This window comes from Microbacterium sp. LMX7-1.2 (assembly GCF_040675935.1).
Lineage (GTDB): Bacteria > Actinomycetota > Actinomycetes > Actinomycetales > Microbacteriaceae > Microbacterium.
On sequence record NZ_JBEGIL010000001.1, the window covers coordinates 2,329,701 to 2,353,405 of the forward strand.

The window sequence follows — 23,705 nt, forward strand, 5'->3', positions numbered from 1 at the left end:
CGCCCATGTTCACTCGCCTGCCGCCGTTTCTGATGTTCAACGGCCCCGAGGCCACGGGAAGCAGCGCGCCGCCCGCCGCGCCTGCCGCCCCGGCAGCGCCCGCTACCCCGGCACCCGCCGCCCCTGCCGCCCCTGCCGCCCCGGCAGCGCCCGCGGCTCCCGCGCCCGCTGAGCCCGCTGCCCCTGCCGCCCCGGCGGCACCTCCGGCCCCGCCCGCGGCTCCCGCTGCACCCCCGGTCCCGGCAGTGCCCGCTGACGTGGAAGCGGAGCTGCGAGAGCTTCGCGCCAACCTCGCGACCCTCAACGGACAGGCCGCGGAAACGCTTCAGCTCCGCTACGCCAACGAGCACGGCATTACCAAGGCCGAGCGCGTGCTGCTCACTGGCGCAACGGATGAGGTGCTCGCTGCGCAGGTCGCTGCCGTGATCGCGATGCGCGCACCGTCCACGGCATCCGCTCAGGATGCCGGAATCACCGGAGGCGGCGCCGCCGTCCCGACCACCCGCGCCAAGAGCCTGGCTGACGCCGTCTCTGCCGCAGTCAACAAGAAGTAAGCGGAGGAAACCACATGCCCATCACCCTTGCAGACGCCCAGGTCAACACCCAGGACGACATCGACTTCCACATCATCGACGAGTTCCGCAAGCAGAGCGCCCAGGTGCTCAACCGGATCACCTTCGATGACACCGTGTCCCCGGGCACGGGCGGAGCGACGCTCGTCTACGGCTACACCCGCGTGAAGACCGAGCGCGGAGCCGCGTTCCGGTCGCAGAACCAGGAGTACACCGCGACCGAGGCGAAGCGCGAGCGCTTCACCGTCCCGCTGTCGCCCCTCGGCGGCACCTACAAGGTCGACCGCGTCCTGGCGAACCTCGGCAACGCGCAGACGAACGAGATCGTGTTCCAGCAGAACCAGCTCATCAAGTCGAGCGTCGCGCGGTTCGTCGACGAGTTCATCAACGGCGTGGAAGCGCCGTTCGATCAGGCCAGCCCCGGATTCGACGGCATCGACGCGGCCGTGACCGGAACCAGCACGGAGAGCTTCGCGACGGGCACGACCCCGCACGACTTCTCCAACATCACCGACAAGACCGGTGCCCTCGGAGCGAAGCGCGCGATCACCGCGTGGCTGCGCACGATGGACGGCTGCGACGTCATCTACGGCAACGCCGATGGCGTGGCCGCGCTCGAGTACATCGCCGACCTGATCGGCTTCTACAACACCACGAAGGACGACTGGGGACAGGTCGTCTCGACCTTCCGCGATATCCCGTTCGTGGACCTCGGCAAGAAGTCGGGATCGAACGACGACGTGATCGAGACGGATGCCGCAACCGGTGTCACCTCGCTCTACGGCGTGCGCTTCGGCATCGACGGCGTCCACGGCGCCTCCGTCGCAGGCAGCGATCTGCTGCAGCAGTGGCTCCCCGACTTCAGCACCTCGGGTGCCGTGAAGACGGGTGAGGTCGAGATGGGTCCGGTCGGGCTCGCGATCAAGGCCACGAAGTCGGCTGGCGCGTTCCGCGTCAAGGTGGCCTGATGACCAAGGTCATCGTTCGAGCCCCCGGGAAGGTGAGCCGGCGAATCGCTGGCGTCACCTTCTCCGAGGGGCGAGCCGAGGTCGATACCGACTCGGCCGCATTCCAGTTCTTCAAGCGGCGTGGGTACAAGGTCAAGCCGCTGCGAGCGAGCGAGCCCGACGAGGCGTCGCGTCCAGCTGAGGGACACGTCGCGCCGACCGGCGAGCACGACGCCTCGCAGCCCGAGCCGGAGGGCCACGGGCCTGATGGCGACGAGCCGGGGGGCGACAAGCTGGAAGGCCACGAGCCTGATGGACACGAGCCTGACGACCACGAGCTGGAGGGCGAAGAGGACGAGGTCGACGAGTCCGAAGCCCCGCCTGCCGGAAACATCGTCGATGCCGGAGAGCGCCCGCACCCCGTGCAGGGCTCGAAGGCCGTCTGGTTCGAGTACCTGACCAAGATCAAGCCGGATCACGGATTCGATCTCGAGAAGGTCAGCCGCAAGGCGCTTATCGAGGCCGTCGAGGCGCTCGAAGCCAAGTAGCCCGAGGGGGGACGCATGACGAATCCAGTAGCCGACATCGAGCGGCTCGAGAGCGCGTTCGAGCGTCCACTCGTCGAGACGGCAGAGCTGAAAGAGCGATCGGCCGCGACCCAGTGGCTGGACGACGCCTGGGGGATCATCCAGGATGAGATCCCCGGCGTCGTCCGCCGCATGGCGCTGGCCGATGAAGACCCGTCCCGGCTCCGCAAGGAGTCGGTGGCGCGCGTCATGGTGGCGATGGTCATCCGGGTTCTGCGGAACCCGGATGCCCGCCGTCAGCTCGGCGAGGACACCTACCAGGAGACGGTCGACCAGGCCGTGTCGAGCGGACAGCTCTACATCAGCGAGATGGAGCGCGGACGCCTCCTCGCCGGAGCCGAGAGTGGCACGACCGCGTTCCTGTCTGGCGTCTACAACGTCAGCTTCGGCGGTGGCTGATGCCGATCTCGCGTTCGGCCCTCAACAGGGCGCAGCGGGCCGCTGAGGCTGACATGCGCGACCGGTGCCGCATCACAAGCGCTACCGACGTCGTGCGAGGAGAGTGGGACGAGGAGCTGCTGCAGTACGGCCCTGACATCGCGGCCACCTCCTACGAGGGCAGGTGCGGACTGAACTTCGGATCCGTAGAGCCTCGGGAAGCCATCGCCGGAGATCAGCATTTCGTCGAACAGGTCGGAAAGATCAAGCTGCCGATCGCCGGCTCGGCGAGCGTGGGGCGCGGCGACCGCGTCGAGATCCTGTCGTCCGACACGGATCCCGACATGGTGGGCGCGCTGTTCACGATCGGCGCTCGGCGATTCCGCTCCAACCCGTCGTCCCGCCGGTTCGTGATCGAGGAGACGCAATGAGCGATATCGACGAGTTCGACGTGCTGGCGCGTGACCTGACGGCTGCCTCGGAGATCATGCCGCACAAGGCTGCACAGGCAGTGCAGCAGACCGGAATCCGGACGAAAGCGGAGTGGCGCAAGCTCGCGAAGGGCAACCCGTTGGGCTCGCAATACACCTCCACGATCGACTACACCGTGAAAGAGTACGGGGCGTTCGGGCAAGGCGTCATCGAAGCGGAGATCGGGCCGGATCTGGCGCGGTACGGCGGCAAGACGGGGCGCGGCGGGCTCGTGCCTTCTGCCGGTATCTTCGACGACCCGGAGAGCACGCCTGTGGGCGCGAAGCCGGACCGCTCGCGACGTCGAGCTGAAACGTTCGCGGAGGAGGAGCTGGACAAGGGGATCGAGATCGCCCTGAGCCAGTCTCTTGCCGAGGGGAAGCTCGACAGCATCGGAGGCGCCGCGTCTGCACTATTGCGAGGTTCGGCATGAACCGCGCAGAGCACTTCGCGAGGGTGATCGCCCGGGTGCGCGAGCGCCCGAATCTCGTCGCCCATGACGAGATCGCGCCACTCAACGCTGACGGAACGATTGTCCGAGCTTCCTACGTGGTTATGCACGACCTGGGCGCCGACGACGTCGGCGACAAGCGCTACACCGCCCCACGCCGCCCGGAAGAGGGGCAGACGCTCCGCGTCGTCGCTCGGTGCGTCGGCGTGGACGCGAACGCGTGTCGCAAGGTCGCGGATGCCGTGATCGGCCAGCTCTCGGGCTGGACGCCATCCGTCCCCGGAAGGTCGTGCGAACCGCTCAAGGTCGACGAGGTGGGCGACGTGACGCCGGATAAGACGGTAAGTCCGCCCCTGCCGTACATCGATGTCGACTTCACCTATCGATCGAACCAGGGAGCGTGACATGGCATTCATCCGAGTGCGAGCCGCCGAAGGCGCGCTGCACGAATTCGACGTGGCGGAGGCCGAACTCCACGCGTACCCCGACATCTACGAGGTTGTGGACCCGACGCCCGTCGATGAGGCGCGCCCAGCGCGCTATGTGACGGCGACAGAGGATCCGCCGAAGGATTCGCCCCCGCCGAAGCGCTCAGCGTCCCGGCGCACGAAGAAGTAGACCCAGCCCCCGCCAAATCGGGGGCTTTTTCATGCCCGGGCGCTGTCCGGGACCGACGCCCCGCACGGGGCAATCCTGGAGGAAACATGCTCGAAGAAGTTCCCGCAGGCCAGGCGTCCGATGGACGCGGCCTCGTCCTGTTCGTTCAGACGATCGCGGACCCCTCGGCCCCCACCGCCGCCGAGCTGACGGCTGGCACCGTGAAGGCGCTGACGTACTCGCTTGTGCCGGACGGGTTCCGTCACGCCACGACCGAGAACGTGATCAACTCCGGTCGCTACACGCTGAAGCAGCTCCTGGAGCTGCCCGGCACCATCTCCGACACCCTCGAGGTGCAGTACGTGCTCGGGTCGCCCGCGGAGACGTCGCTCACGGAGGGCGTGCTCGGCTACATCGTTCACCGCCTCGGCGTCCCGAACGAGACGGCCCCTGCGGCGTCGCAGAAGGTCGACGTCCTCCCGATCCGAGCCGGTGTCCAGCGCAAGGTCGCCCCGACCGCGAACACCGAGCTGCAGAAGGTGCAGAAGCTCTTCATCACCGGACCGGTGCAGCGAGACGTCGCAATCGCGGCGTGATGTCCACCGGGGCAGGGCTCCCTCACCGGCCCTGCCCCGGCTTCTCTCTCGGTGAGGACAGGTGAGGAGTGGACATGAGCTTTCTGGATGAACTGGTCGCCGAGGCGAACCGACTGATCGACGACGCCGAGCCGGAGCTGGTGCCCGTGACGCTCGCGCGCCGCCAGGTCGGCGTGCGGTTCGTGCCGATGAGGGGCGAGGACTGGCAGGATCTGACGCTGCTGCATCCGCCGCGGCCGAACGTGCGGCGCGATCTGAACGTCGGCTACAACATCGACGCAGTGATCGCTGCGTATCCGCATGTCGCACTCGTCAGCGGCGACAAGATCGACGACATGCTCCGGACTGACGGCGAGGGCAAGACCTTCTCGAAGTGGCCGGAGGTGTGGACCGCGCTCACCTCCACGGGCCGGAAGGATGTCGCCAGCGCCATCTGGGATGCGCACGAGCGCGCTCCGGAGAGGCTGGTGGAGGAGGCGGGAAAAGCCTAACCGGGCTCGCTGAGGAGGAGGCACTCCTAGCCCGGGAACTCGGCGTCACCATCCGTGAGCTGCACGGCTGGTCGCCGAGAACGGTGACGGTCGACGCGGACGGCAAAGTGCTGTCCGTGTCGGTCACCGAGCCCCGATTCACGCGCCGCGAGGTGGCGCGACTGCTCGCATCTCGACGACTCGAGAACGAGCCCCGCGGCTCACACGGCTTCCGGATGTCGGAAGCTCTCGATCCCAAGAACGCCTACGCGTTCCAGGCGGAAGAGCCGCTGACCGATTTCGCCGCGAAGGCGCTGCACGACGCTCAGGAGAAGTACAAGAGCGACTGGCCGGATGCCGTCATGGACGTGCTGCGCTGGCGGCTGAAGAAGGTCTAGCGGACCTTGTCGTCGTGCTGCGGGCAGTAGTTGTCGACGGCGGCGATGACGAAGGTGCCGGACTCGCCGAGATCAAATCCGGCTTCCACCATCGTGTCGGCCTGGTCGTAACCGCTCGCGCCGCCGTCCATGTTCTCGCAGAGCAGGTGCGCCAACTCGATCGCCTGCTCTTCGGACCCGCTCTCCAGGACGCTCGGAGCCTTGTCCTTCAGTGCCGCGATGAACGCGGCATCGGGGGACGGCGCGCAGCCGGCGAGCAGCAGAACTGCGCCGACGAGCGCGATCAATTTCGTACGCATGCCGCTGAGTGTAGCGGCCGTCCAGCATTGGGGGTGGCCGCGTGGGTGAACGCGTCATCAAGGTCAAGCTGCTCGCGCAGGTTTCCGACTATGAGCAGGGCATGCTGGCCGCGGCGCGCGCCACTCGCACGGTCGGCACCGAGCAGGAGAAGCTCGAGCAGAAGAGGCAGGCTTTCGAACGTGTAGGCCAGGGACTTGTCCTCACGGGGGCCGCACTCACTGCCGTGACGGCGCTGTCCGTCAAGGCGGCGATGGACTGGCAGTCCGCGTGGGCTGGCGTCACGAAGACCGTCGATGGCACGCCCGAGGAACTGTCGCGCGTGGAGGAAGGGCTGCGCGGGCTGACGTCCGTGCTGCCAGCATCGCACGACGAGATCGCGGCCGTCGCGGAAGCTGCGGGCCAGCTCGGCATCGAAACACCGAACGTAGTTGCCTTCACGCGGACGATGATCGATCTCGGCGAGACGACGAACCTCTCAGCCAACGACGCGGCGACCGCGCTCGCCCGCTTCACCAACATCATGGGCACCTCTCAGGATCAGGTCGACAACCTCGGATCCGCCCTCGTCGGGCTCGGCAACAACTACGCGACCACGGAATCCGAGATCCTCGAGATGTCGATGCGCCTCGCTGGCGCCGGAAAGCAGATCGGGCTGAGCGAAGGTGACGTGCTCGGACTCGCCACCGCGCTTTCGTCGGTCGGCATCGAGGCGGAGGCCGGCGGATCGGCCATGTCCAAGGTCATGATCGACATCGCCGCTTCGGTAGAAGAGGGCGGCGAACGTCTCGAGATGTTCTCGCAGACCGCGGGAGTATCGGCCCAGGAGTTCGCCGCCAAGTGGAAGGCTGACCCGGCTGCAGCTCTCGCTCTGTTCGTGAAGGGGCTCGCCAACGCGGAATCGCAGGGGAAGTCGACTATCGGCATTCTCGCCGATCTCGGCATCACCGAGGTACGGATGCGCGACGCGCTGCTCCGCTCCTCCGCTGCGGCGGACCAGTTCTCCCAGGCGATGGCGGATGGAAACCAGGCTTTCGATGAGAACACCGCCCTGGCCGCGGAAGCGGCGAAGCGGTACGAGACTGTCGAATCCAAGATCGCGATCGCTGGCAACGCCGTGCGAGACGCAGCGATCGATTTTGGACAGGTCTTCCTCCCGGTCGTGGGCGCTACGGCGGAGGCGGTCGGAAACCTCGCATCCTGGGTTGGCGAACTTCCCGACCCAGTGCAGGGGCTCATCGGTGTGCTCACCCTCGCGGCCGGCGCGCTCGCCCTGACGGGCGGTGCCGCGTTCCTGGCAGTGCCGAAGCTCGCTGAGTTCAAGGTGGCTTTCGACACCCTGCAGTGGTCGATGAAGGGCTTCGCACTCATCGGCGGCGGCGTGGTTGTGGCGCTAACGGCTTTGATTGCCGTGGTGGGTGCCGTTGCATCCGCCCAAGCAGAGGCGCAGGCGCGGGCTGAGGCGTACGCCGACACGCTGTCGGAGGGCTCGCACAAGGTAACCGCCGCAACGCGAGAGATGGCGAAGGAAGCCCTCTCTGCGAACCAGAAGCTGTGGGGGATGTTCGATCTCGGCGGCGATTCGGTTTACGACTCCGCCGAGAAGCTCGGTGTGGCGCTCGAAACGGTCACGGATGCTGCGGTCGGGAATGCGGCGGCACTCCGCGAGCTGCAGGCGCTGCAGAAGGAGATCGAGTCTTCGGATTCGCAGTCCCTCATGGACAAGTACGGCTGGGGCGTCGGAGACGCGACGATGGCCGAGAGCCGCATCAACAGCATCGTCAACGCGGTGAAGGGCGAGAACGCCAGCATCGAGGAAGCGATCCGACTCGCTGACCAGAAGGCGACGGCCGACGAGACATCGGCCGATGCGTCGCAGACCGCAGCAGATGCGTATCTCGAGCAGTCCGGCGCGGTCGACGAGCTCGCGGACGGGCTGACGACCCTCATCGACAAGATCAATGAGGCGAACGGCGTAGCCCAGGACGCCGTCACAGCGAATGCCCGGTGGCTGGAGGCGCTCGACGGCCTCGCGAAGCAAGCCGAGGACAACGGCACATCGTTGGATCAGGCCACAGTGGCAGGGTCGGCGAACGCCGCCGCGATGGCGGACGTGGCCCGCGCGGCTCAGGACGCCGCCGCGGCGCAGTTCGAGCAAGACCAGAAGACGATGAGTGCTGAGGAGTCGACGAGGAAGTACCTCGACACCCTCGCCGCACAAAAGCAGGCGTTCATCGACTCGGCCGTGGGTGCTGGCTACAACCGAGATCAGGTCGTCGCTCTCGCCGATCAGCTCTTCCAGATGCCTTCGGAGAAGGAAGTCGCGGTGCTGCTCGACACGGCCACCGCTCAGTCGAAAATCGACCAGTTCATCACGCTGAACAACGGCAAGCGCGTGAAGGTGCATGTGGACGTGGACGGCAACCAGTCGTTCAAGGTCGGCAGCGTCACCGTCTCGGCGAACGAATCCGGTGGCCTCTACAGCTATCGCGCGTTTGCTGGAGGCGGCATCGCGTCGAACCTCGACTCCGGGATCTACCGGGGTGGGGCCGAGATCCACAAGTTCGCCGAGAAGTCGCTCCCGTGGGAGGCGTACATCTCACCGAAGCCCGACAAGCGAAACGAGAACTACGGCGTCTGGGTCGAAGCGGGAAACCGCCTCGGGTTTACTCAGCCGCAGCAGGCGCCGCTGTCGATCGAGGGCGCTTCGATCACCGGCCTGCTGGAGATCGGCGGCGACGGGCTCGCGCGACTCGTGGACGGGCGAATCAGCATGTACGACGACTCGCGCTCTCGCGTGACCCGTAGCGGACGGAGGATCTGATGAGTGCTCCGGTTCTCACGGTATACACCGACGAAGAGCCGTGCCCGCGCGTGGAGGTGTTCTTCCCCTCTTTCGATGCGGGCACGGCGACCGTGACCGTCTATCAGCTCTCGGATGGGATCGAGCGCGAGCTGCGAGGTGCGGTCAACGCGCCCACCGGAGGCACGCTCTCGCGGATTGACTTCGAAGCACCGTTCAATCGCCCCGTGTCCTACCGGGCAATGCAGTTCGATGCCGCCGGTCAGCAGCTCGGCTTCACACCGACAGCGAGCGCCACCGTGCCCTCGCGGAAGTCGTGGATGCACAATCCGCTGGATCCGCAGGGCGCGATCAAGGTCGAGTTCGGCCCCGAGTCGGCGCCGCGCATCGTCCGGCCAACGCCAGGCGTCGTGTCGCGGCCGAAGGGGCGCAGAGTCGGCGTGCTGCTCTCCGAGCCCCGCCAGGGCATCGTCGGGCTGCAGCTTGACGTGCGCACCACGAGCGACGCCGACGCGGATGCGGTGCAGGCGATGTGTGGGGATCGCGGCAAGCCGCCGGTGCTGTGCATCCGGTTGGGCTCCGAGGAGAGCGCCATGCGCGTGCCGCAGCCGCTGTACCTCTCCGCGCTCTCTGCTCCCGAGATCGAGATCGATCGCCGGCTTGGGGGAAACGAGATCTCGCATCAGATCGAGGGCGACGAGGTCGCGCCTCCGATCCCGGGCCTGTTCGTCCCCTTGCTCACCCGAGCGGACCTCAACGCGTTCTTCGCAACGCGTGCCGCGCTGAACGCGGGCGGACTGACGAGAGCTGACATCAATCGACGCTACGACCTGGCAGGTGCTGCTGGGTGAGGGAGGCCGCATGAGACAGGGAAGCCAGGAGCTGATCTCCACTCTAAGCAGCACCTTCGAGCGCGAACTGAAGGTGAACGTCTACAACGGCACTGAGCGTGTGCTCGAGGGCGAGAGCTTCGAGTCGTGGCAACTGGAGTCGGACCTCGGGGCCAAGGTGTGCTCGTCGGGGTCCGGTGTCCTTGTGCACGAGTCCGTGCACGGCGAGTCACTATCGCCTGTGGGCACCAAAGGGCTGCTGTCGCCCTTCCGCGCTCGAGTTGAGCCCGTGCTCACCATCCGCGATGGCGACTTCGAGGAGTCAGTGTCTCTCGGAATGTTCCGTGCGACCGGCGTCCCCTCGACATCCGACTCAACGGTGGAGTTTCGCGGCAAGGAAGTTGTGTCCGCCTCCCGGGTCGCCATGCGATTCGAGTCGCTGGACGAGGACACGCGGCGCTGGGGCTTCCGCGCTCCGGAGCAGTCCGCGGCGGGCGCATCAGCGTTCGCGGAGATCCGGCGACTGACGGGCATGCCTGTGGAGCAAAACGGCGTGGCAGACGTGGCGATTCCTGCGCTGAAGACCTGGGAGGCGCGCCGAGGAAGCCGCCTTGACGCCGTGCTCGAGATCGGGCGCATTCTGGGTGGCTCGGCCGTGGTGAACAGCCGCGGCGCGTGGGTGGTCATCCCCGACACGGTCGGTGAGCCCGTTGCCACGCTCCGCCTGGGCGAACTCGGAACGGTGCTCGACGTCGCCGACGAGATCGACACGGACGAGGTCTACAACGAAGTGGTCGGCGCGTTCGAGGACGCGAACGGGAACCCGATCCGGGTCGTCGCCGAGGTCAAGAGCGGCGACCTCTCGGTGACGGGTGACTACAAGCCCAACACGACCTACTACAGCAACGATCTGGTGAAGACCGAGGATCAGGCCCGCACCGCGGTCCAGTCGATCCTCGACCTGTCGACGGGCTCACAGGTCTACGACGTGCAGATCCAGTGCCACCTCAACCCTCTGGTTGAGATCGGCGACGTGATCAAGCTCGAGGGCTGGAAGCGCCCCCTGGTCGGACGCCTCCGCCGGGTGTCGATGTCCGATTCGGCGTACATGAACATCACCCTTCGGGTTCACCGGGAGCTGACGTGACCGACGCTGAAGACGTCGCCCTGCGGGCAGCGCAGCTCACGTCGGCGCGAACGGAGACGGGCGTGTTCGTCCGCATGGAAGGCCGCATGGCCGTGGTGAACATCGGCACGTCGACCGTGACCATCCCGTGTGTCGGGTTCTACCCGCCCGTGGTGGGCATGGCGGTGCGCATCGACTGGGTGAACGGCTCGCCGGCCGTCTCCGGGCCGGTGCGCCCACTGTCGCCCCTCGGGCGGATCACCGCGACCGGCAACCCACGCGCGACCGTCTCCGTAGACGGAGAGACTTACTCGCTGTTCTACCGAGCGGGCTACACCCCAGCGATCAACGATCAGGTCGAGATCAACTGGGCGACCGGCATCATCCAGGGCAAGGTGACCGGTATCGACACCCCGACATCACCCGGTGGCGGCGGCGGCGGCACGACCCCCTTCGAGGTGGTCGTGCGCGCAGCGAACAGCGGTCGCTATCAAACGTCGTGGTGGAGCAACGACCCCCGAGCGTCGAACAACAACCGCGGCATCTGGGTCTACGAGAACCGAGTGCCGGAAGGCATCGGTGCTGCGAACCTCGCCGCCATCGACATCTATCTGCCGTTGCTGCAGGAGGTCGGGAACTGCTCCATCGGGGTCCACGCGCACCCCGCGATCCCCGGGGGAGCGCCGACCATCACCGACCTGACTCCGCTCCCTCGAGGGGGCAGATCCGGATGGGTGCGGCTTCCCCTTGCCTTCGGTCAGTACGTGGCCGCGGGAGGGCGCGGGATCGGCGTGACGGCTCCAGGCGGCGGCGACAACATCTGGCGCGGAACCGCGCTCGACGCATACTCAGGCGCTCTGCGCCTCTCAGGGACGAGGTAACAAAATGGCTGTAGACGAACGCGACTCTGTGACGGGGCGCCCGATCTTCACGGACATCGGGGCGCCCGACACGGGCGTGGACCCCACCGAGGTGGGAAAGTACGCCGCCGAGGTGGGCAACCGCATCGTCGGAACCACGACCTACCTCGAGAACTACGCGTATCGACGGGACGGGCTGGCCGGGTTCGACGTCACACGCGGGTGCCCGGTCATCTACCGAGGCACGAAGACGACGGGATCGTGGAAGCGGGAAGTCTCCTTCCGCACGTTCGGGCTCGCGCGAGGCGGCATGACGGATGGCACGCCGTTCTTCCAGGTGCCCACCGAGGACACCGCGAAGGACACCGAACCCGCCTTCACCTACACCTACAACGGGGCGAATGGGCAGCTCACGCCAGAGGCGGGTATCTACCTCCTTCACGTGAAGGCTCACCCCGGAGGCGTCGTCACCGGCACCACGTTCGTGCAGATTCGGGGTACGACCACCGCGACCGGCCTGCTCGCCCGGAGCGGCTCGTCGATCAGCGCTGATCCCTGGATGGCTTGCACGGCGCTCTTCCGCGCAGATGGCACCGAGGGATTCATCGTTGACATTCAAAAGCAGACGGGCGGACAGTCGGCGGGCTCCGGCGCGCTGAGCATGACCAAGCTCGCCACGCTCTAGGAGGAGAACTGATGCTCTCACCGAACGGAACGAAAACGCTCCCTCCCATCACCAGCCACTTCGGCCCGCGTCGCGCGCCTGTCGCGGGCGCATCGACCTTCCATCGAGGGACCGACTTTGTCGGGTACTCCCGCATCCACGCGGTCGCGGCCGGTCGTGTGGTCGTCGTCGGCACGCCGCCCGGCTGGGCGGGTGGCGGTGTCCAGGTCTGGATCCAGCACGACGGATTCCTCAGCAGATCCATGCACATGGTGACCGGATCGCCGACCGTCCGTGTCGGCCAGGACGTCGCGGAAGGGCAGGATCTTGGCGCGATGGGCAAGACCGGCAACGTGTCGGGCGTCCACCACCACCTCGAGATCGTCGTCAACGGCGTCCAGGTCGACCCTGTGCCCTTCCTCTCCACACACCTCGCGGCCGTCAGCGGCGGCGCATCTACCCCGAAGGACGGTTTTCTCATGTCTCTCACCGATGACCAGCAGCGCCAGATGTACGAGGCGCTGGTCGTAGGCGGTCCCACCGCGTCGGCCTACTACACCCCGGCGGCGATCATCAACGTGCTGCGCGGCGAAACCCGGGCGCAGATCGACGCGGTGAGTCGGTTCCCCGGCACCAACTGGAACGGCTTCCAGGCCATCGCCAACAACCAGTCCGCGATCCTCGAGGCGATCAAGACGCTTGATCCGTCCAAGTCCGCCGACATCGAAGCCTTCGAGCAGAAGCTCCGCGAAAGCGAGGCGCGTCAGACGGCTGCCGTCACCAACGCAGTCGAGCAGTCCGTGAACGAGCTGCGAGACACGGTCGCGCGCGCGCTCTCTCAGAGCGGAGTCGCAACTCCGTACGAGGAGATCCGGAAGGCCGTCGATGACGCGTTCGACGAGGTCTTCCTGCCCCGGCAGTCGAGCTGATGCCCCCAGAAGTCCAAGCCTTCCTCGGCGGTATCACCCTCGCCGACATCGCGATCTGGGCGGGCGTGATCGGCGGTGCCATCGCCGCGTTCAAGTGGGTGCGCCCGTTCCTTCGCAAGCTCATCGACTTTGTCGACGACGTCGCGGGTGAGCCGGCGCGCCCCGGCGTTCCGGCCCGGCCAGGGCTCATGGAGCGTCTCGCGTCCGTGGAAGGTGCCGTCGCGCAGGTGAAGCACGAGGTGCTGCCCAACACGGGCACCTCACTCCGTGACTCTGCCGATCGCACCGAAGTGGTGGTGGGCGAGCTGTCTCGCTCGATGGACGACGTCCACTCGAAACTCGACAGCGACAATGCTCGCATCGGTGAACTCGGCGAGCGGCTCGACAGGCACATCTCCGAGTCGTCCCACATCCTCAACAACCTGAAGGAGAAGCATGAGCACTGACATCATCCCCGCGAGCGTGAAACTCGCAGCCAAGCGCGGATTCGTCCGCACCGCCGCCCAGTCCCTCGCGACCGGCTTTGCGGTCCCTGGAGCCCTCACTCTCGTGTTCACGGGAGACGGACTCCTGGCGCTCGGCGTCGGCGTCGCGGGCCTGGCGTTCAACGCCGTGGTCAACGGTGCCCAGTCCGCACTGAGCATCATCAGCAACGGCGTGCCCGAGGACTACACCGCGGCAGCGCGCTGAGCGTCCCATGCCCCCTCACCTGCCCTCGGGCTGGGTGAGGGGGCTTTCGTCGTTCCCTCGAGGAGTCGCGCCGACCAGGTGAACGCGTCGCGCGCAGCTCGAGAACGCGTCGCGTTTCACCATGGTGATGATCGAAGCGTCGCCCCTCGCCGGCGCGGCGACGCGTCGTGTCGACAGGCGAGCGCGACGACTAGTGGATGCGGCCGCGCGACGCGACGCGTCTTGAGGGCCCTCGCGACGCGTCGTGGGTGGCCGCTGGCGACACGTCAGGCGATCACGTTGTCATCGACGTAGACCGCGCTGCCCCATACCCAGCATCTGTAGGTCTGCTCCTCGGCGCGGAACTCGATCCCGGCCGCGGTCGGTGTCGATCGCACGAGGCGAGCCCAGACGCGGACAGGCTCTGCGCCGAACCGGACCCAAGCCTGCACCTTCCGCGGGCGCGGGTAGATCGTGACGGGCTGCTCGCTAAGCCCCAGCTCCCGATCAGAGAGCGACTGCAGCGGGCCATGCTTCGAGGCGGCGATCACCTCTTTGTCGTGAGCGCGCTTCGCGTAGACGGGTTCCATCCGACTGCTCGATCCCATGCTGCGGCGCGTCCTTCCTCCGGCCAGCTCCAGGGTAGCAAGGCTCGAACGGATGTTCGAACCGTTGCGCGTGCGGGGTTGATCGGATGGCCGCAACGGAAACGCAACGCTTTGAGGCGAGGCGGACGGAGGAACGACCGGGAACGCGCGGGAACTGAGGGGATTGAAAAGCCTGCGCTGATCAGCGGAAATGGCGATCATCCGGGATGCAGCGGGATGAGCAGGGATCCAAAATACCTGATGCAGAAGTTCTACCATTGAACTACAGCCCCGTACCCGCATCCGAGAAGCGGGTGATCGCAAGCCTACCCGGCCGACACGTCATGGCCAAAGCGCGGTCACGGCGTGGCAACTAGGCTGGTGCCGTGCTTCTCAGCGATCGCGATATCAGGGCCGAACTCGCCACGGGCCGCATCGGCCTGGCGCCGCACGAGCCGGAGATGATCCAGCCGTCGAGCATCGACGTCCGGCTGGACCGGTACTTCCGCCTCTTCGACAATCACAAGTACCCGTTCATCGACCCCTCGGTCGACCAGCCCGAGCTCACGCGGCTGATCGAGGTCGACCCGGACGAGCCCTTCATCCTGCATCCCGGCGAGTTCGCGCTGGGCGCGACCTTCGAGCAGGTCACGCTGCCCGACGACGTGGCGGCGCGCCTGGAGGGCAAGTCCTCGCTCGGGCGCCTCGGCCTGATCACGCACTCGACCGCCGGCTTCATCGATCCCGGCTTCACGGGGCACGTCACGCTGGAGCTCGCGAACGTCGCGACCCTGCCGATCAAGCTGTGGCCGGGCATGAAGATCGGTCAGCTCTGCTTCTTCCGTCTGACGTCGCCGGCCGAGAACCCGTACGGTTCCGGCCCGTACGGCAACCGCTACCAGGGACAGCGCGGGCCGACGGCATCCCGCTCGTTCCAGAACTTCCACCGCACCGACGTGGGAGTGACCGACGTGGGAGCACTGGGAGGCTGACATGAGCGACGGCACGAACCCGCAGGATCCGACGACGAATGCGGTCGTGCCGCCGCCCCCGCCCGAGACGCCGATCCCCGACGGCCTCATCCCGGAGGCCCCGTCGGTGCCGGAGGCCTCGGAGGCGGCGGTGCCCCCGCCGCCCGACATCCTGCCCGCGGATGACGTGATCCCGCCGCCTCCGCCCGAGGCGCAGCTGCGCTCCTCCCGCCGTCCGACCCCCGTTGCGGCCCAACCGTCCGGTGACCGTCCGACGGCCGCCGCGGACGACTGGGCTCAGCCGTCGATCGCACCCGAGGTCCCCACGTCGGGCGGCTACCGGGTGCTGTCCGCCGTGATCTTCGCGGTGCTGATCCTGCTGCTGCTCGGCGCCGTCGCGGTCGGCGTGTTCCTCGCGACGACGACCTCGTTCCCCTGGTCGAGCGGTGGGGCCGGGGCGGTGCTGGCGACGGCATCCGCTCTCCTCGCGCCGGGGTAGGGGCTCAGCGGGCGCGGAAGGCGAACGCGTATGCGGGCACGGCGACCGCGACGACGACGAGGTGCATCACCATCAGCGCGATCACCGCGCCGGTGGTCGTGCCGGGGATGAACCCGAGCACGAGCAGCAGCACGTCCGGCAGGAACGACGTGACCGTGACGGCGGGCACCAGGACCGTGAGAGTGCGCCGCGGGTCGCGGGCCTTGCGCTGCACGAGTGACCACCCGAGCCATCCGAGCGCGACGCCGATCACGGTGAAAAGGCCGTAGGCAGGGAAGGTGAGCGGGCCGTAGGTCGCCGGGGCTCCGGTCGCGACGGCGATGGACGCGACGACGGCGTTGGCGGCGACCGCGATGACGGCCGCCGTGACGAGGGTGAGGACGGTGCGCGTGCGGGACCGCGTCGTGGCCTGCTCGGCGGGGACGGTGGTGACCATGACAGCTCCTTGATCGGCGAATCCAATACGGTACCGACTGGTACCGATACGTAACGGTACTCCTCGTTCCCGGAATGTACAATGGGGACTCATGGAAGCGGTTCAGGCGAGCAGGACGGCCGGTCGCCCGCGCGATCCCGGCGTCGAGGCCGCGATCCTCGCCGCGGTGCACGAGCTGCTGATCGAGAACGGCTACGCCGGCACGACGATCGCCGCCGTCGCCCAGCGTGCGCGTTGCGGGCGCTCCGCCATCTACCGTCGCTGGGAGAACAAGGCCGAGCTCGTGGTCGCGGCTGTCCGCGCGCTCCAGGTCACGACGGACGCACCGGACACCGGCACGCTGCGCGGCGACCTGCTCGCGGCAGCGCTGCATTTCGCGCAGGCTGACGAGCGCACCGCGAACGTGCTCGCCAGCATCCTCAGTGAGATCGGGCGCGACGAGGAGCTCCGTGAGATCGCCTACCGCGTCATCGGAGGGCCTCCGGTCGCCGTGCTCACGCGTGTGATCGAACGGTGGCGCGATCGCGGGGAGGTCCGGGCTGATGCTCCCATCGCGGTCATCGCGGGGATAGTGCCGACCGCCGCCTTCGGCAGTGTGAGCCTGCGTCGCCGCGCCCTCGAACCCGAGGCCGTCGCGGAGCTCGTCGACCAGGTCATCCTCCCCGCGTTGCGATAAGGCGGATGCCGGGGCCGCCGGTGCCGCCCGGCGCCGGTCATGGATGCCGAACGCCCCCTCCGGAGAGGGGGCGTTCTGGATGGATGCCGTGAGGCGGGGTCGTCCGGATGGGCGCCGTCAGGCGTCGCGCCCGCGGGAGTATCCGGCGTCGAAGCCGCGCTCGAAGGCGTGCTGCGCCATGCGGGCCCCAGGGTGTCCCGGGTGTCCGTGTGCGCCGAAGCCGCGTCCGCCGAAACCGCGTCCGCCGTGGCGGTGCTCGCCGGGGATGTCGCCGTGCGCGTGGTCTGAGCCGTGCTCGTGATGTGAGCCGTGCTCGTGGCCGGTGGACTCGTGCGCGGCGAACCGGTGCTCGCCGCGTCCGCGGCGGAAGCGGTCGTGACCGGGGTGGCCGCGGTGTCCGCAGTCGCCGTGCTCGGCATCCGGTCCAGCGTCGTGACCGAATCCGGGGCCGAACGGGCGGCCATGGCCTTCGAACCCGCGGCCTCCGAAGCCATGACGCGGGCCGAAGCCGTGACGGCGTCCGAAGCCGCGACCGTGCGTGCGCTTGTGGGGGAGCGGGGTCTCCTCGTCCCAGCCGAAGGCGCGCGCGATCTGCTCGAGCGACGCCACGGTGGTGGCGAGGTCGTCCGGTGAGACGGCGTCTGCGACCTTCGCGCGGATGCCGTCGACGATGCCGCCGAGGCGGTCCTTGGCGGCACGCCCCTCGTCGGTCAGGGTCCAGCCCTCGCGGTCGGCGACGATCCATCCGCGCTCGACGAGTCCGCGCAGCTTGTGTGCGGAGAGCGGGCGGCGCGGCGCGTTCGTGCCCTCAACGGCGTTCAGGAGGCGCCAATCGCGGCGGCTCGCGTGCTCGCCGTCGAAGGCGGTGGCGAACTCGGCGGCCATGAGGCGGTCGACCGCCTTGAGCCAGTATCCGAACGGACGGTCGTGGTTCGGAGTGTTCTCGGGGTTCTGAGTGTCTGAGGTGTTCATAAGTGGTGTCCTTTTGATGTCATTGAGCATGTGCTTGTCACAGTGCATGTACATGTAGTGTGACATGCGTCACGAATGCATGTCAAGTCGCATGTAAAATCGAGGCGTGAGCGACTCCGAGAACGACCCCGCCGAAGCCATCGCCCGCGCTCTCGCGCGCCTGCGGGGCCGTCGACCCGGCGATCGAGGACGCGGCCCTGGTGGACGTGGCGGACCGCACGGCTGGCACGGCGGACCCCACCCCGACCACTTCGAGCACGCCCACCCTGGTCGGCCCGGCCATCCTGGCATGCCGCCGTGGATGGCCGACCCCTCGGGGCGCTTCGGGGGACCGGCTCGGATGCGGATGCTCGAGGCGCTCGCCGCGGCATCCGTCCCGCTCAGCGTGAGCGATCTCGGCTCCGCGATCGGCGTGGACCAGCCCCGTGCCTCGCGCCTGGTCCAGCAGGGGGTCGCGCACGGATGGCTGCGCCGAGAGGCCGATCCCGACGACGCGCGCCGCACGCGGATCGCGCTGACCGACGAGGGGCGATCGCTGGTGCGCGGTGTGCGTGGCGAGCGACGCGAGGCGCTGGGCAAGGCGCTCGCCGCGTTCACCGACGAGGAGCGGGTCGAACTCGCCCGCCTTCTCGGCAAGCTCGCCGACAACTGGGAGTCCTGAGCGGCGAGATTTCGATCGGGAGCGTGCTGTTCCGGAATATCTCTCTGAGCTGGGGAAAATCGGCGCTCGAGCCGGTGTGAATGTCGGTGGCAGCTGCTGAGATGGGGGCATGCCCACCGGTTCCCGCTCTCGTCTCGCTCGGGTCGTTCACGACCTCGACGCGATGCTGGGCGACGACACCCTGGCCGGGGTGTCACCGGACGAACGGCTGGAGATCCTGGCGACGGCGGGTGCCGCGCTGCGGCGCCTCGAGGCGATGATCGTCGAGACCGTCGCGACGGGCGACGCCGTCGACCTTCCGCACGGTGCCGGGTGCCGGTCCACGAGCGAGCTGCTGCAACGCACGCTGTCGACGGATGCTGCGGGTGCCGCCCGGATCGGCAAAGTCGTCGACCTGGTGCGCCGCGACGTCAACCTGCTCTCCGGTGAGCGGCTTCCCGCGCGTTGGCCCGAACTCCGCGACGCCATGCTCGACGGCAGAGTGAGCGTCGCCGGCATGCTCGCGGCTACGACTCCGGTCGAGAGATGCCGAGACCGCCTGACCCCCGACGAGCGAGCGAGCGCCGATCAGTGCCTCGCCGACGCCGCACGCGGTGGATACGTGAGTGCGGATGCCGGGGAGCGCATCGACTCGGATCGTGACGGCGGGGCTGATGCGCCGATCCCGACGACGGACGACCTGGGAATCCTCGCGCATGCGCTCGTCGCGGTGCTCGATCCCGACGGCGCAGAGCCCGACGATGCGAACGCGCAGCACCGACGCGGGCTCACGATCGGACGTCTGCGTGACGGACTGCGGCCGATCCGCGGGTGGCTGTCGCCCGAAGTGGCGGCGCAGCTCGAGACCGTCCTCGACGCGATCAACAACCCGGCGGGCGAGGGGCCGGCGAAGCCGCGGGTGGCGTTCGCTGACGCTGACGCTGATCCTGGTACGGGCGCTGACCCGTTCAACACCGACCCGCGGAACGTGATCGACGGCCGCACGCCGCTGCAGAAGAGGCACGACGCGTTCGCGGCGGCCCTTGCCATCGCCGCCCGCCACAAGGACATGCCGACGCTCGGCGGCGCGGCGCCGACCCTCGTCGTCACGATGGACGTCGCGGATCTCGAGCGCGGCTCCGGAGCGGCATCACTCCCGGGGCGCACGGACATTCGCACGCACACGTGCCCGCACGGGTCGCGGCGCAGACAGGCTGCTCCGGCACGATCCAACGCGTCGTGTTCGACGGAGGGCGCATCGTCGGGACCAGCAGCACGGGCCGCGTATTCACCGTGCACCAGCGTCGAGCGATCGTGGCCCGGGACAAGGAGTGCCTCATCCCGGGATGCCACGTGCCGGCCGGGTGGTGCGAGATCCATCACGTCACCGAACACTCGCGAGGCGGGCCGACCGAGACCGACAACGGGGTGCCGTTGTGCTGGTGGCATCACCGCTCGCTCGACGGATCGGGGTGGGAGATCCGCATGGACTCCGGCGTGCCACAGGTGCGGGGGCCTGCCTGGTGGGACCCCGAGCAGCATTGGCGCACACCCCGGCTCAGCGACCGAGACGCGAGGACGACCGGCCGAACAGCGCCTGTCCGGCATCGACCACGCCCGCAACGCGGAGGCCGGCCGAAGCCCTCGCGCGACACCGAGCGGGCGGTCGCCGGTTCAGCCGCGAGACGCGAGCGCGACCACAAGCGCCAGCACAAGCACGAGCCCGTTATCGACCGGGCGCCGTGCATCGGCGTCGGATGACGTGTCACCCCTGTGACTCACACCGTCCCGGCAGTCGCATCCTCGCCGAAATCGAGCGACGCCTCGTCGTCGACCGACAGCGACAGCACGACCGTCTCGACGACCGGATGCGCCTCGATCTGCCGTTCGATCTCCCGCAGCCGGCTCGCGACATCATGCTCCCGTGCGTCGCCGGTCAGATCGACCTCCGCCACGAGGAACAGGCGGTTGGGCCCGACGTACTCGATGTGCAGGTACGTGACGCGCTGCACCTGCGGAGATGTGAGCAGCGCGCGTCCGACGCGGTTCCGCAGCTCGGGCGTCGCGTTCGTTCCGACCAGGAACGCGATGTTGCGACCGATCAGGATGACCGCGACGATCCCGAGCAGGATGCCGACGAGGATCGACCCCACGGCATCCCAGGCCGCGACGCCCGTGATCTGATGCAGGACGATCGCGCCGCCGGCGAGCACGAGCCCGATCAGCGCGGCCATGTCCTCGAAGAACACCGCCCGCAGGGTCGTGTCGCTCGTGCCGAGCACGTAGTCCCAGGTCGACGACCCGCGCTCGCGCGCCAGACGCCGGGAGCGCACGAGCGCCTGCGTGAACGACGCACCCTCCAGCACGAACGCGATGCCGAGCACCGTGTAGGCGATGCCCGGGCTCTCCACCGGCCCGGTCTCGGCGAGCTCCTGCACGCCGTGCATGATCGACACGATCGAGCCGGCCGTGAAGATCCCGAACGCGGCGATCAGCGACCACACGAACGCCGCACGACCGTAGCCGAGCGGATGCCGGTCGTCCTTGGCCTTCGCGCCACGGCGGTCGGCGATCAGCAGGAAGATCTCGTTGCCCGCATCCGCCCAGGAGTGCGCTGCCTCCGCGACCATCGACGCCGAGGACGTCAGCACGGCCGCGACGGTCTTCGCGATCGCCACGAGGACATTGGCGAGGAACGCGATGATGACGGTCACGCGGTCAGGCTACTCCCGTCCGCGGCGGGGCGGCGCGCCTCAGCGTGCAGTCGCCTTGACGGGCAGCAGCAGGAGGAACCCGGCGACGAGCACGATCACGATTCCGACGATGCCGAACGCGGTCGCCCCGGTCAGCACGATCAGCAGCGTCCACGCGCCCGACGACATCCAGCTCGTCGCCCGACCGGTCGTGGCGTACAGGCCGAAGATCTCACCCTCGCGGCCCGCCGGGGTCACCCGGGCGAGGAACGACCGTGCAGCCGCCTGCGCCGGACCGACGAACGCGCAGAGGATCAGGCCGCCGATCCAGAACACCACGGTGCCGGCATCCACGAGGAAGAACACCGCCAGCCCGGCGATCACCATCGACGCGAGCGAGACGAGGATGATGCGCTTGGGGCCGTACCTGTCGTCGAACCGCCCCGCGATGATGGTCGAGACGCCCGCGATGAGGTTCGCGGCGATGCCGAAGATCACGAGCTCCAGGAACTCGAACCCGAACACCTGTCCGGCGATGATCGCACCGAACGCGAAGACGCCGCCCAGCCCGTCGCGGAACACCGCGCTCGACAGCAGGAACCAGAACGTGTTGCGCGTCTCGGGGTCGCGGTACAGCCCGATGACGTCCTTCACGAGCAGCGCGTACGAGGCGAAGAAGCCGACCTTGCGTTCGGGGCGGCCCATCGACGGCTCGGGGACGTTGAGGAAGATCGGGATCGAGAAGACGATCGCCCAGATCGCGCAACCCACCGCGATGATCCGGAACGGCAGCCCGCCGTCGTCCGGCAGACCGAACCAGTCGAGCATGTAGAACACGACCACGAGCACGAGGGCGAGGATGCCGCCGATGTAGCCGAAGCCCCAGCCGAGCCCCGAGATGCGACCCACGGTCTTCGGGGTGGCGATGCCGATCAGCATGGCGTTCGAGTTCACCGCCGCGATCTCGCCGAACACCGATCCCGCCGAGATCAGGGCGACACCGAGCCAGAACAGGGCCGGCGTCGGCTCCACGAACCACAGGCCGAACATGCACGCGATCAGTGCGCCCGTGCCGATCCCGAGCCAGAGCTTCTGACGCCCCGCGGCATCCGCTCGCTGACCCAGCACCGGGGCGATGAGCAGGATGGCGATGCCGGCGATGGTCGATCCGAGCCCGAGCCCCGACGCGAGATCGGCTTCGGCGGCCTTGCGGATCGGGTCGTCCTCACCGAGCGCCGCGATGTCCGCAGGCAGGAACGCCTCGGTCGTCAGGTACAGCGCCGTGAAGATGAACGTGAGGATCACGGTGTTGAAGGGCTGCGTGGCCCAATCCCAGAGCGCCCACGAGAAGACCTGCTTCTTGGGCGCCGGCTCATCGCCGCGCAGATCCAGGCCGATGACGCCGACAGCGCCGCTGTTCGCCGTCGCGGCGGGCTCGGGTGCCTCGCCGCTCTGGGAGGAATCGTTCATGCTCGCAGTCTGGCGGCGCGCGGTGAACGGACGGTGACGGCGCGCCGGTCAGCGCACGCGGGCGGTGAGCGCTGGTGCGTGCAGCGTCCGGGCGTAGTCCTCCTTGAGGACGGCGAGGTGCAGCCAGGCCTCGATGCGCGTGACGCCCGCGAGGGACCGCAGCCGCTCCAGGCTCGCATACAGGGCCCCGGCCGAGGGCTCGACGAGGGTCGCGACCGCGTCGAAGCGTCCGAGGGTGCGGGCGGCGAAGTCGATGCCGCGTCCGGTGCGGAGCTCCTCGATCACGGCCTCGTCGTCGTGGTTGAGGTTGAGCCCCACGCCCATCGACAGCTGACGATGCGCGAGGCCGCGCGCCTCGACCGCGCTGATCTTGATGACGCCGCCGTCGATCAGGCGCTGCACGCGGGTCGCGACGGCCGAGGGCGACAGACGCACGGCGTCGCCCAGTGCGCGGAAGCTCATCCGCCCGTCCGACTGCAGGTGCTCGATGAGGTCCTCGTCGATCGTGTCGAGCGTGACGTCGCCGTGGTACTCCGAGACGAAGAATCCCTTCACGACGGTCGAGTAGATGATCGTGTTGATGTCGAGCACGCCGTCGATCGCGCGGATCTGCGCGAGCAGGTCGTGCAGATCCGCCATGCTGCCCAGACGAACCTCGGTCACGAGGTCGTGCGCACCCCCGACGGCCGACACCAGCACGGTCTCGCTCATGTCGCGCAGGTGCCCTGCGACGATCTCGACGGCGCCGTCCGTGCGGATCGAGACGTGCGCGAGCACGTGCTGACCCAGGAACACGGGGTCGACGGCAGCCACGACCCGCACCGTGCGGTCGTCGAGCATGGCGCGGAGGCGCGCGGCGACGGCGGCGCGCGACTGGCCGAGTCGAAGGGCGAGGGAGCGGATGCTGGCGCGGCCGTCCTCCTGCAGCGCCCGGATCAGTTCTGCGTCGAAATCCATCGTCGGCTCACATTCCCCAGTTCCCCGCGAACGCGCGGACACGCGAACACAAGTGCAGTCTAGAAGCGGAATCGGCGTACGAGAAGCCGCAAGGTGTGCGCTCCCGCGATCACAACTCCAGTGAATCGCGTTTCACGCTGGAGTTGTGCCCTTGCCGCG

At 68.2% G+C, this 23,705-nt stretch carries 32 protein-coding genes and 1 pseudogene; 25 read left to right on the forward strand and 8 right to left on the reverse strand.

Annotated elements, in window-relative coordinates; translation table 11 throughout:
• The first annotated feature begins 5 nt into the window (after window positions 1-5).
• The 11 genes from MRBLMX7_RS11430 to MRBLMX7_RS11480 all read left to right on the forward strand — a co-directional run bounded on the left by MRBLMX7_RS11430 (window position 6) and on the right by MRBLMX7_RS11480 (window position 5,467).
• Window positions 6-554 carry a hypothetical protein gene (locus MRBLMX7_RS11430; protein ID WP_363368589.1) on the forward strand — a complete coding sequence of 183 codons (549 nt, stop codon included), beginning with the start codon at window positions 6-8 and terminating at the stop codon, window positions 552-554.
• 14 nt (window positions 555-568) lie between these two features.
• Window positions 569-1,540: a major capsid protein gene (locus tag MRBLMX7_RS11435; RefSeq protein WP_363368592.1), complete on the forward strand. Its 972-nt coding sequence runs from the start codon at window positions 569-571 to the stop codon at window positions 1,538-1,540.
• The gene (locus MRBLMX7_RS11440; RefSeq protein WP_363368595.1) at window positions 1,540-2,067 is read left to right on the forward strand and encodes a hypothetical protein; all 528 of its coding nucleotides are present in this window, start codon (window positions 1,540-1,542) and stop codon (window positions 2,065-2,067) included. The genes MRBLMX7_RS11435 and MRBLMX7_RS11440 overlap by 1 nt, the downstream gene beginning before the upstream one ends.
• A gap of 15 nt (window positions 2,068-2,082) precedes the next feature.
• Complete coding sequence (locus MRBLMX7_RS11445) at window positions 2,083-2,505, forward strand: hypothetical protein (RefSeq protein ID WP_363368597.1); 423 nt, start codon at window positions 2,083-2,085, stop codon at window positions 2,503-2,505.
• Complete coding sequence (locus MRBLMX7_RS11450; RefSeq protein WP_363368599.1) at window positions 2,505-2,915, forward strand: DUF6093 family protein; 411 nt, start codon at window positions 2,505-2,507, stop codon at window positions 2,913-2,915. The genes MRBLMX7_RS11445 and MRBLMX7_RS11450 overlap by 1 nt, the downstream gene beginning before the upstream one ends.
• Window positions 2,912-3,388, forward strand: a complete 477-nt coding sequence (locus tag MRBLMX7_RS11455) for a hypothetical protein (RefSeq protein ID WP_363368601.1) — start codon at window positions 2,912-2,914, stop codon at window positions 3,386-3,388. Before MRBLMX7_RS11450 ends, MRBLMX7_RS11455 begins: the two co-directional genes overlap by 4 nt.
• Window positions 3,385-3,810, forward strand: a complete 426-nt coding sequence (locus tag MRBLMX7_RS11460) for a hypothetical protein (protein WP_363368603.1) — start codon at window positions 3,385-3,387, stop codon at window positions 3,808-3,810. Before MRBLMX7_RS11455 ends, MRBLMX7_RS11460 begins: the two co-directional genes overlap by 4 nt.
• 1 nt (window position 3,811) lies before the next feature.
• Entirely contained in the window at window positions 3,812-4,024 is a 213-nt protein-coding gene (locus MRBLMX7_RS11465; protein WP_363368605.1) for a hypothetical protein, read from the forward strand.
• An 86-nt stretch (window positions 4,025-4,110) separates the two neighbouring features.
• On the forward strand, window positions 4,111-4,599 hold the full coding sequence (locus MRBLMX7_RS11470; protein ID WP_363368607.1) for a hypothetical protein: 489 nt from the start codon (window positions 4,111-4,113) through the stop codon (window positions 4,597-4,599).
• 74 nt (window positions 4,600-4,673) lie between these two features.
• Window positions 4,674-5,090 carry a hypothetical protein gene (locus MRBLMX7_RS11475; protein WP_363368610.1) on the forward strand — a complete coding sequence of 139 codons (417 nt, stop codon included), beginning with the start codon at window positions 4,674-4,676 and terminating at the stop codon, window positions 5,088-5,090.
• An 83-nt stretch (window positions 5,091-5,173) separates the two neighbouring features.
• Window positions 5,174-5,467 carry a hypothetical protein gene (locus MRBLMX7_RS11480; RefSeq protein ID WP_363368612.1) on the forward strand — a complete coding sequence of 98 codons (294 nt, stop codon included), beginning with the start codon at window positions 5,174-5,176 and terminating at the stop codon, window positions 5,465-5,467.
• On the opposite strand, the gene MRBLMX7_RS11485 is transcribed toward MRBLMX7_RS11480, so the two are convergent.
• A complete protein-coding gene (locus MRBLMX7_RS11485; protein ID WP_363368614.1) occupies window positions 5,464-5,766 on the reverse strand; it encodes a DUF732 domain-containing protein in 303 nt (100 codons plus the stop codon). The two genes, MRBLMX7_RS11480 and MRBLMX7_RS11485, sit on opposite strands and share 4 nt — an antisense overlap.
• 41 nt (window positions 5,767-5,807) lie before the next feature.
• Between MRBLMX7_RS11485 and MRBLMX7_RS11490 the strand changes: the two genes are divergently transcribed.
• From MRBLMX7_RS11490 to MRBLMX7_RS11525, 8 genes are read left to right on the forward strand one after another with little or no spacing between them, the layout of a single operon-like run.
• Window positions 5,808-8,588: a phage tail tape measure protein gene (locus MRBLMX7_RS11490; RefSeq protein ID WP_363368616.1), complete on the forward strand. Its 2,781-nt coding sequence runs from the start codon at window positions 5,808-5,810 to the stop codon at window positions 8,586-8,588.
• The gene (locus tag MRBLMX7_RS11495; protein ID WP_363368618.1) at window positions 8,588-9,418 is read left to right on the forward strand and encodes a hypothetical protein; all 831 of its coding nucleotides are present in this window, start codon (window positions 8,588-8,590) and stop codon (window positions 9,416-9,418) included. Before MRBLMX7_RS11490 ends, MRBLMX7_RS11495 begins: the two co-directional genes overlap by 1 nt.
• Window positions 9,419-9,428: 10 nt before the next feature.
• Window positions 9,429-10,544: a hypothetical protein gene (locus tag MRBLMX7_RS11500; RefSeq protein WP_363368620.1), complete on the forward strand. Its 1,116-nt coding sequence runs from the start codon at window positions 9,429-9,431 to the stop codon at window positions 10,542-10,544.
• Window positions 10,541-11,404 carry a hypothetical protein gene (locus tag MRBLMX7_RS11505; RefSeq protein ID WP_363368622.1) on the forward strand — a complete coding sequence of 288 codons (864 nt, stop codon included), beginning with the start codon at window positions 10,541-10,543 and terminating at the stop codon, window positions 11,402-11,404. Before MRBLMX7_RS11500 ends, MRBLMX7_RS11505 begins: the two co-directional genes overlap by 4 nt.
• 4 nt (window positions 11,405-11,408) lie before the next feature.
• A complete protein-coding gene (locus tag MRBLMX7_RS11510; RefSeq protein ID WP_363368624.1) occupies window positions 11,409-12,068 on the forward strand; it encodes a hypothetical protein in 660 nt (219 codons plus the stop codon).
• An 11-nt stretch (window positions 12,069-12,079) separates the two neighbouring features.
• Entirely contained in the window at window positions 12,080-12,976 is an 897-nt protein-coding gene (locus MRBLMX7_RS11515) for a M23 family metallopeptidase (protein ID WP_363368626.1), read from the forward strand.
• On the forward strand, window positions 12,976-13,422 hold the full coding sequence (locus MRBLMX7_RS11520) for a hypothetical protein (protein WP_363368628.1): 447 nt from the start codon (window positions 12,976-12,978) through the stop codon (window positions 13,420-13,422). The genes MRBLMX7_RS11515 and MRBLMX7_RS11520 overlap by 1 nt, the downstream gene beginning before the upstream one ends.
• Window positions 13,412-13,666, forward strand: a complete 255-nt coding sequence (locus tag MRBLMX7_RS11525; protein WP_363368630.1) for a hypothetical protein — start codon at window positions 13,412-13,414, stop codon at window positions 13,664-13,666. The genes MRBLMX7_RS11520 and MRBLMX7_RS11525 overlap by 11 nt, the downstream gene beginning before the upstream one ends.
• 266 nt (window positions 13,667-13,932) lie before the next feature.
• On the opposite strand, the gene MRBLMX7_RS11530 is transcribed toward MRBLMX7_RS11525, so the two are convergent.
• A complete protein-coding gene (locus tag MRBLMX7_RS11530) occupies window positions 13,933-14,454 on the reverse strand; it encodes a hypothetical protein (protein ID WP_363368632.1) in 522 nt (173 codons plus the stop codon).
• A 164-nt stretch (window positions 14,455-14,618) separates the two neighbouring features.
• Here MRBLMX7_RS11530 and dcd point away from each other — a divergent pair, with 164 nt between their 5' ends.
• Entirely contained in the window at window positions 14,619-15,224 is a 606-nt protein-coding gene (gene dcd, locus MRBLMX7_RS11535) for a dCTP deaminase (RefSeq protein ID WP_050723900.1), read from the forward strand.
• A gap of 1 nt (window position 15,225) precedes the next feature.
• Window positions 15,226-15,702 carry a hypothetical protein gene (locus MRBLMX7_RS11540; RefSeq protein WP_363368635.1) on the forward strand — a complete coding sequence of 159 codons (477 nt, stop codon included), beginning with the start codon at window positions 15,226-15,228 and terminating at the stop codon, window positions 15,700-15,702.
• A gap of 4 nt (window positions 15,703-15,706) precedes the next feature.
• Here MRBLMX7_RS11540 and MRBLMX7_RS11545 read toward each other — a convergent pair whose 3' ends face one another.
• Window positions 15,707-16,138: a DUF6069 family protein gene (locus tag MRBLMX7_RS11545; protein ID WP_363368637.1), complete on the reverse strand. Its 432-nt coding sequence runs from the start codon at window positions 16,136-16,138 to the stop codon at window positions 15,707-15,709.
• Window positions 16,139-16,229: 91 nt separating this feature from the next.
• On the opposite strand from MRBLMX7_RS11545, the gene MRBLMX7_RS11550 reads away from it, so the two are divergent.
• Entirely contained in the window at window positions 16,230-16,814 is a 585-nt protein-coding gene (locus tag MRBLMX7_RS11550) for a TetR/AcrR family transcriptional regulator (RefSeq protein WP_363368639.1), read from the forward strand.
• A 117-nt stretch (window positions 16,815-16,931) separates the two neighbouring features.
• Here the strand turns inward: MRBLMX7_RS11550 and MRBLMX7_RS11555 are convergent, their stop codons facing one another.
• Window positions 16,932-17,786 carry a MarR family winged helix-turn-helix transcriptional regulator gene (locus MRBLMX7_RS11555; protein ID WP_363368641.1) on the reverse strand — a complete coding sequence of 285 codons (855 nt, stop codon included), beginning with the start codon at window positions 17,784-17,786 and terminating at the stop codon, window positions 16,932-16,934.
• A gap of 106 nt (window positions 17,787-17,892) precedes the next feature.
• Between MRBLMX7_RS11555 and MRBLMX7_RS11560 the strand changes: the two genes are divergently transcribed.
• The gene (locus tag MRBLMX7_RS11560) at window positions 17,893-18,447 is read left to right on the forward strand and encodes a MarR family winged helix-turn-helix transcriptional regulator (protein ID WP_363368643.1); all 555 of its coding nucleotides are present in this window, start codon (window positions 17,893-17,895) and stop codon (window positions 18,445-18,447) included.
• A 193-nt stretch (window positions 18,448-18,640) separates the two neighbouring features.
• Here MRBLMX7_RS11560 and MRBLMX7_RS11565 read toward each other — a convergent pair whose 3' ends face one another.
• Window positions 18,641-19,204: a hypothetical protein gene (locus tag MRBLMX7_RS11565; protein WP_363370997.1), complete on the reverse strand. Its 564-nt coding sequence runs from the start codon at window positions 19,202-19,204 to the stop codon at window positions 18,641-18,643.
• Here MRBLMX7_RS11565 and MRBLMX7_RS11570 point away from each other — a divergent pair.
• Both MRBLMX7_RS11570 and MRBLMX7_RS11575 read left to right on the forward strand, forming a co-directional pair.
• A pseudogene (locus tag MRBLMX7_RS11570) lies at window positions 19,157-19,531 on the forward strand (DUF222 domain-containing protein); the annotation flags it as partial. The gene MRBLMX7_RS11565 and the pseudogene MRBLMX7_RS11570 overlap by 48 nt on opposite strands.
• 80 nt (window positions 19,532-19,611) lie before the next feature.
• Window positions 19,612-20,187 carry an HNH endonuclease signature motif containing protein gene (locus MRBLMX7_RS11575; RefSeq protein ID WP_363371000.1) on the forward strand — a complete coding sequence of 192 codons (576 nt, stop codon included), beginning with the start codon at window positions 19,612-19,614 and terminating at the stop codon, window positions 20,185-20,187.
• Between the two features lie 17 nt (window positions 20,188-20,204).
• Here the strand turns inward: MRBLMX7_RS11575 and MRBLMX7_RS11580 are convergent, their stop codons facing one another.
• From MRBLMX7_RS11580 to MRBLMX7_RS11590, 3 genes are read right to left on the reverse strand one after another with little or no spacing between them, the layout of a single operon-like run.
• Complete coding sequence (locus MRBLMX7_RS11580; RefSeq protein WP_363368645.1) at window positions 20,205-21,140, reverse strand: cation diffusion facilitator family transporter; 936 nt, start codon at window positions 21,138-21,140, stop codon at window positions 20,205-20,207.
• Window positions 21,141-21,179: 39 nt separating this feature from the next.
• Window positions 21,180-22,589, reverse strand: coding sequence for an MFS transporter (locus MRBLMX7_RS11585; protein WP_363368648.1), 1,410 nt, complete (start codon window positions 22,587-22,589; stop codon window positions 21,180-21,182).
• Between the two features lie 48 nt (window positions 22,590-22,637).
• Window positions 22,638-23,546 (reverse strand): Lrp/AsnC family transcriptional regulator, encoded by a 909-nt coding sequence (locus MRBLMX7_RS11590; RefSeq protein WP_050723890.1) that lies wholly within the window; start codon window positions 23,544-23,546, stop codon window positions 22,638-22,640.
• Between the last annotated feature and the right edge of the window lie 159 nt (window positions 23,547-23,705).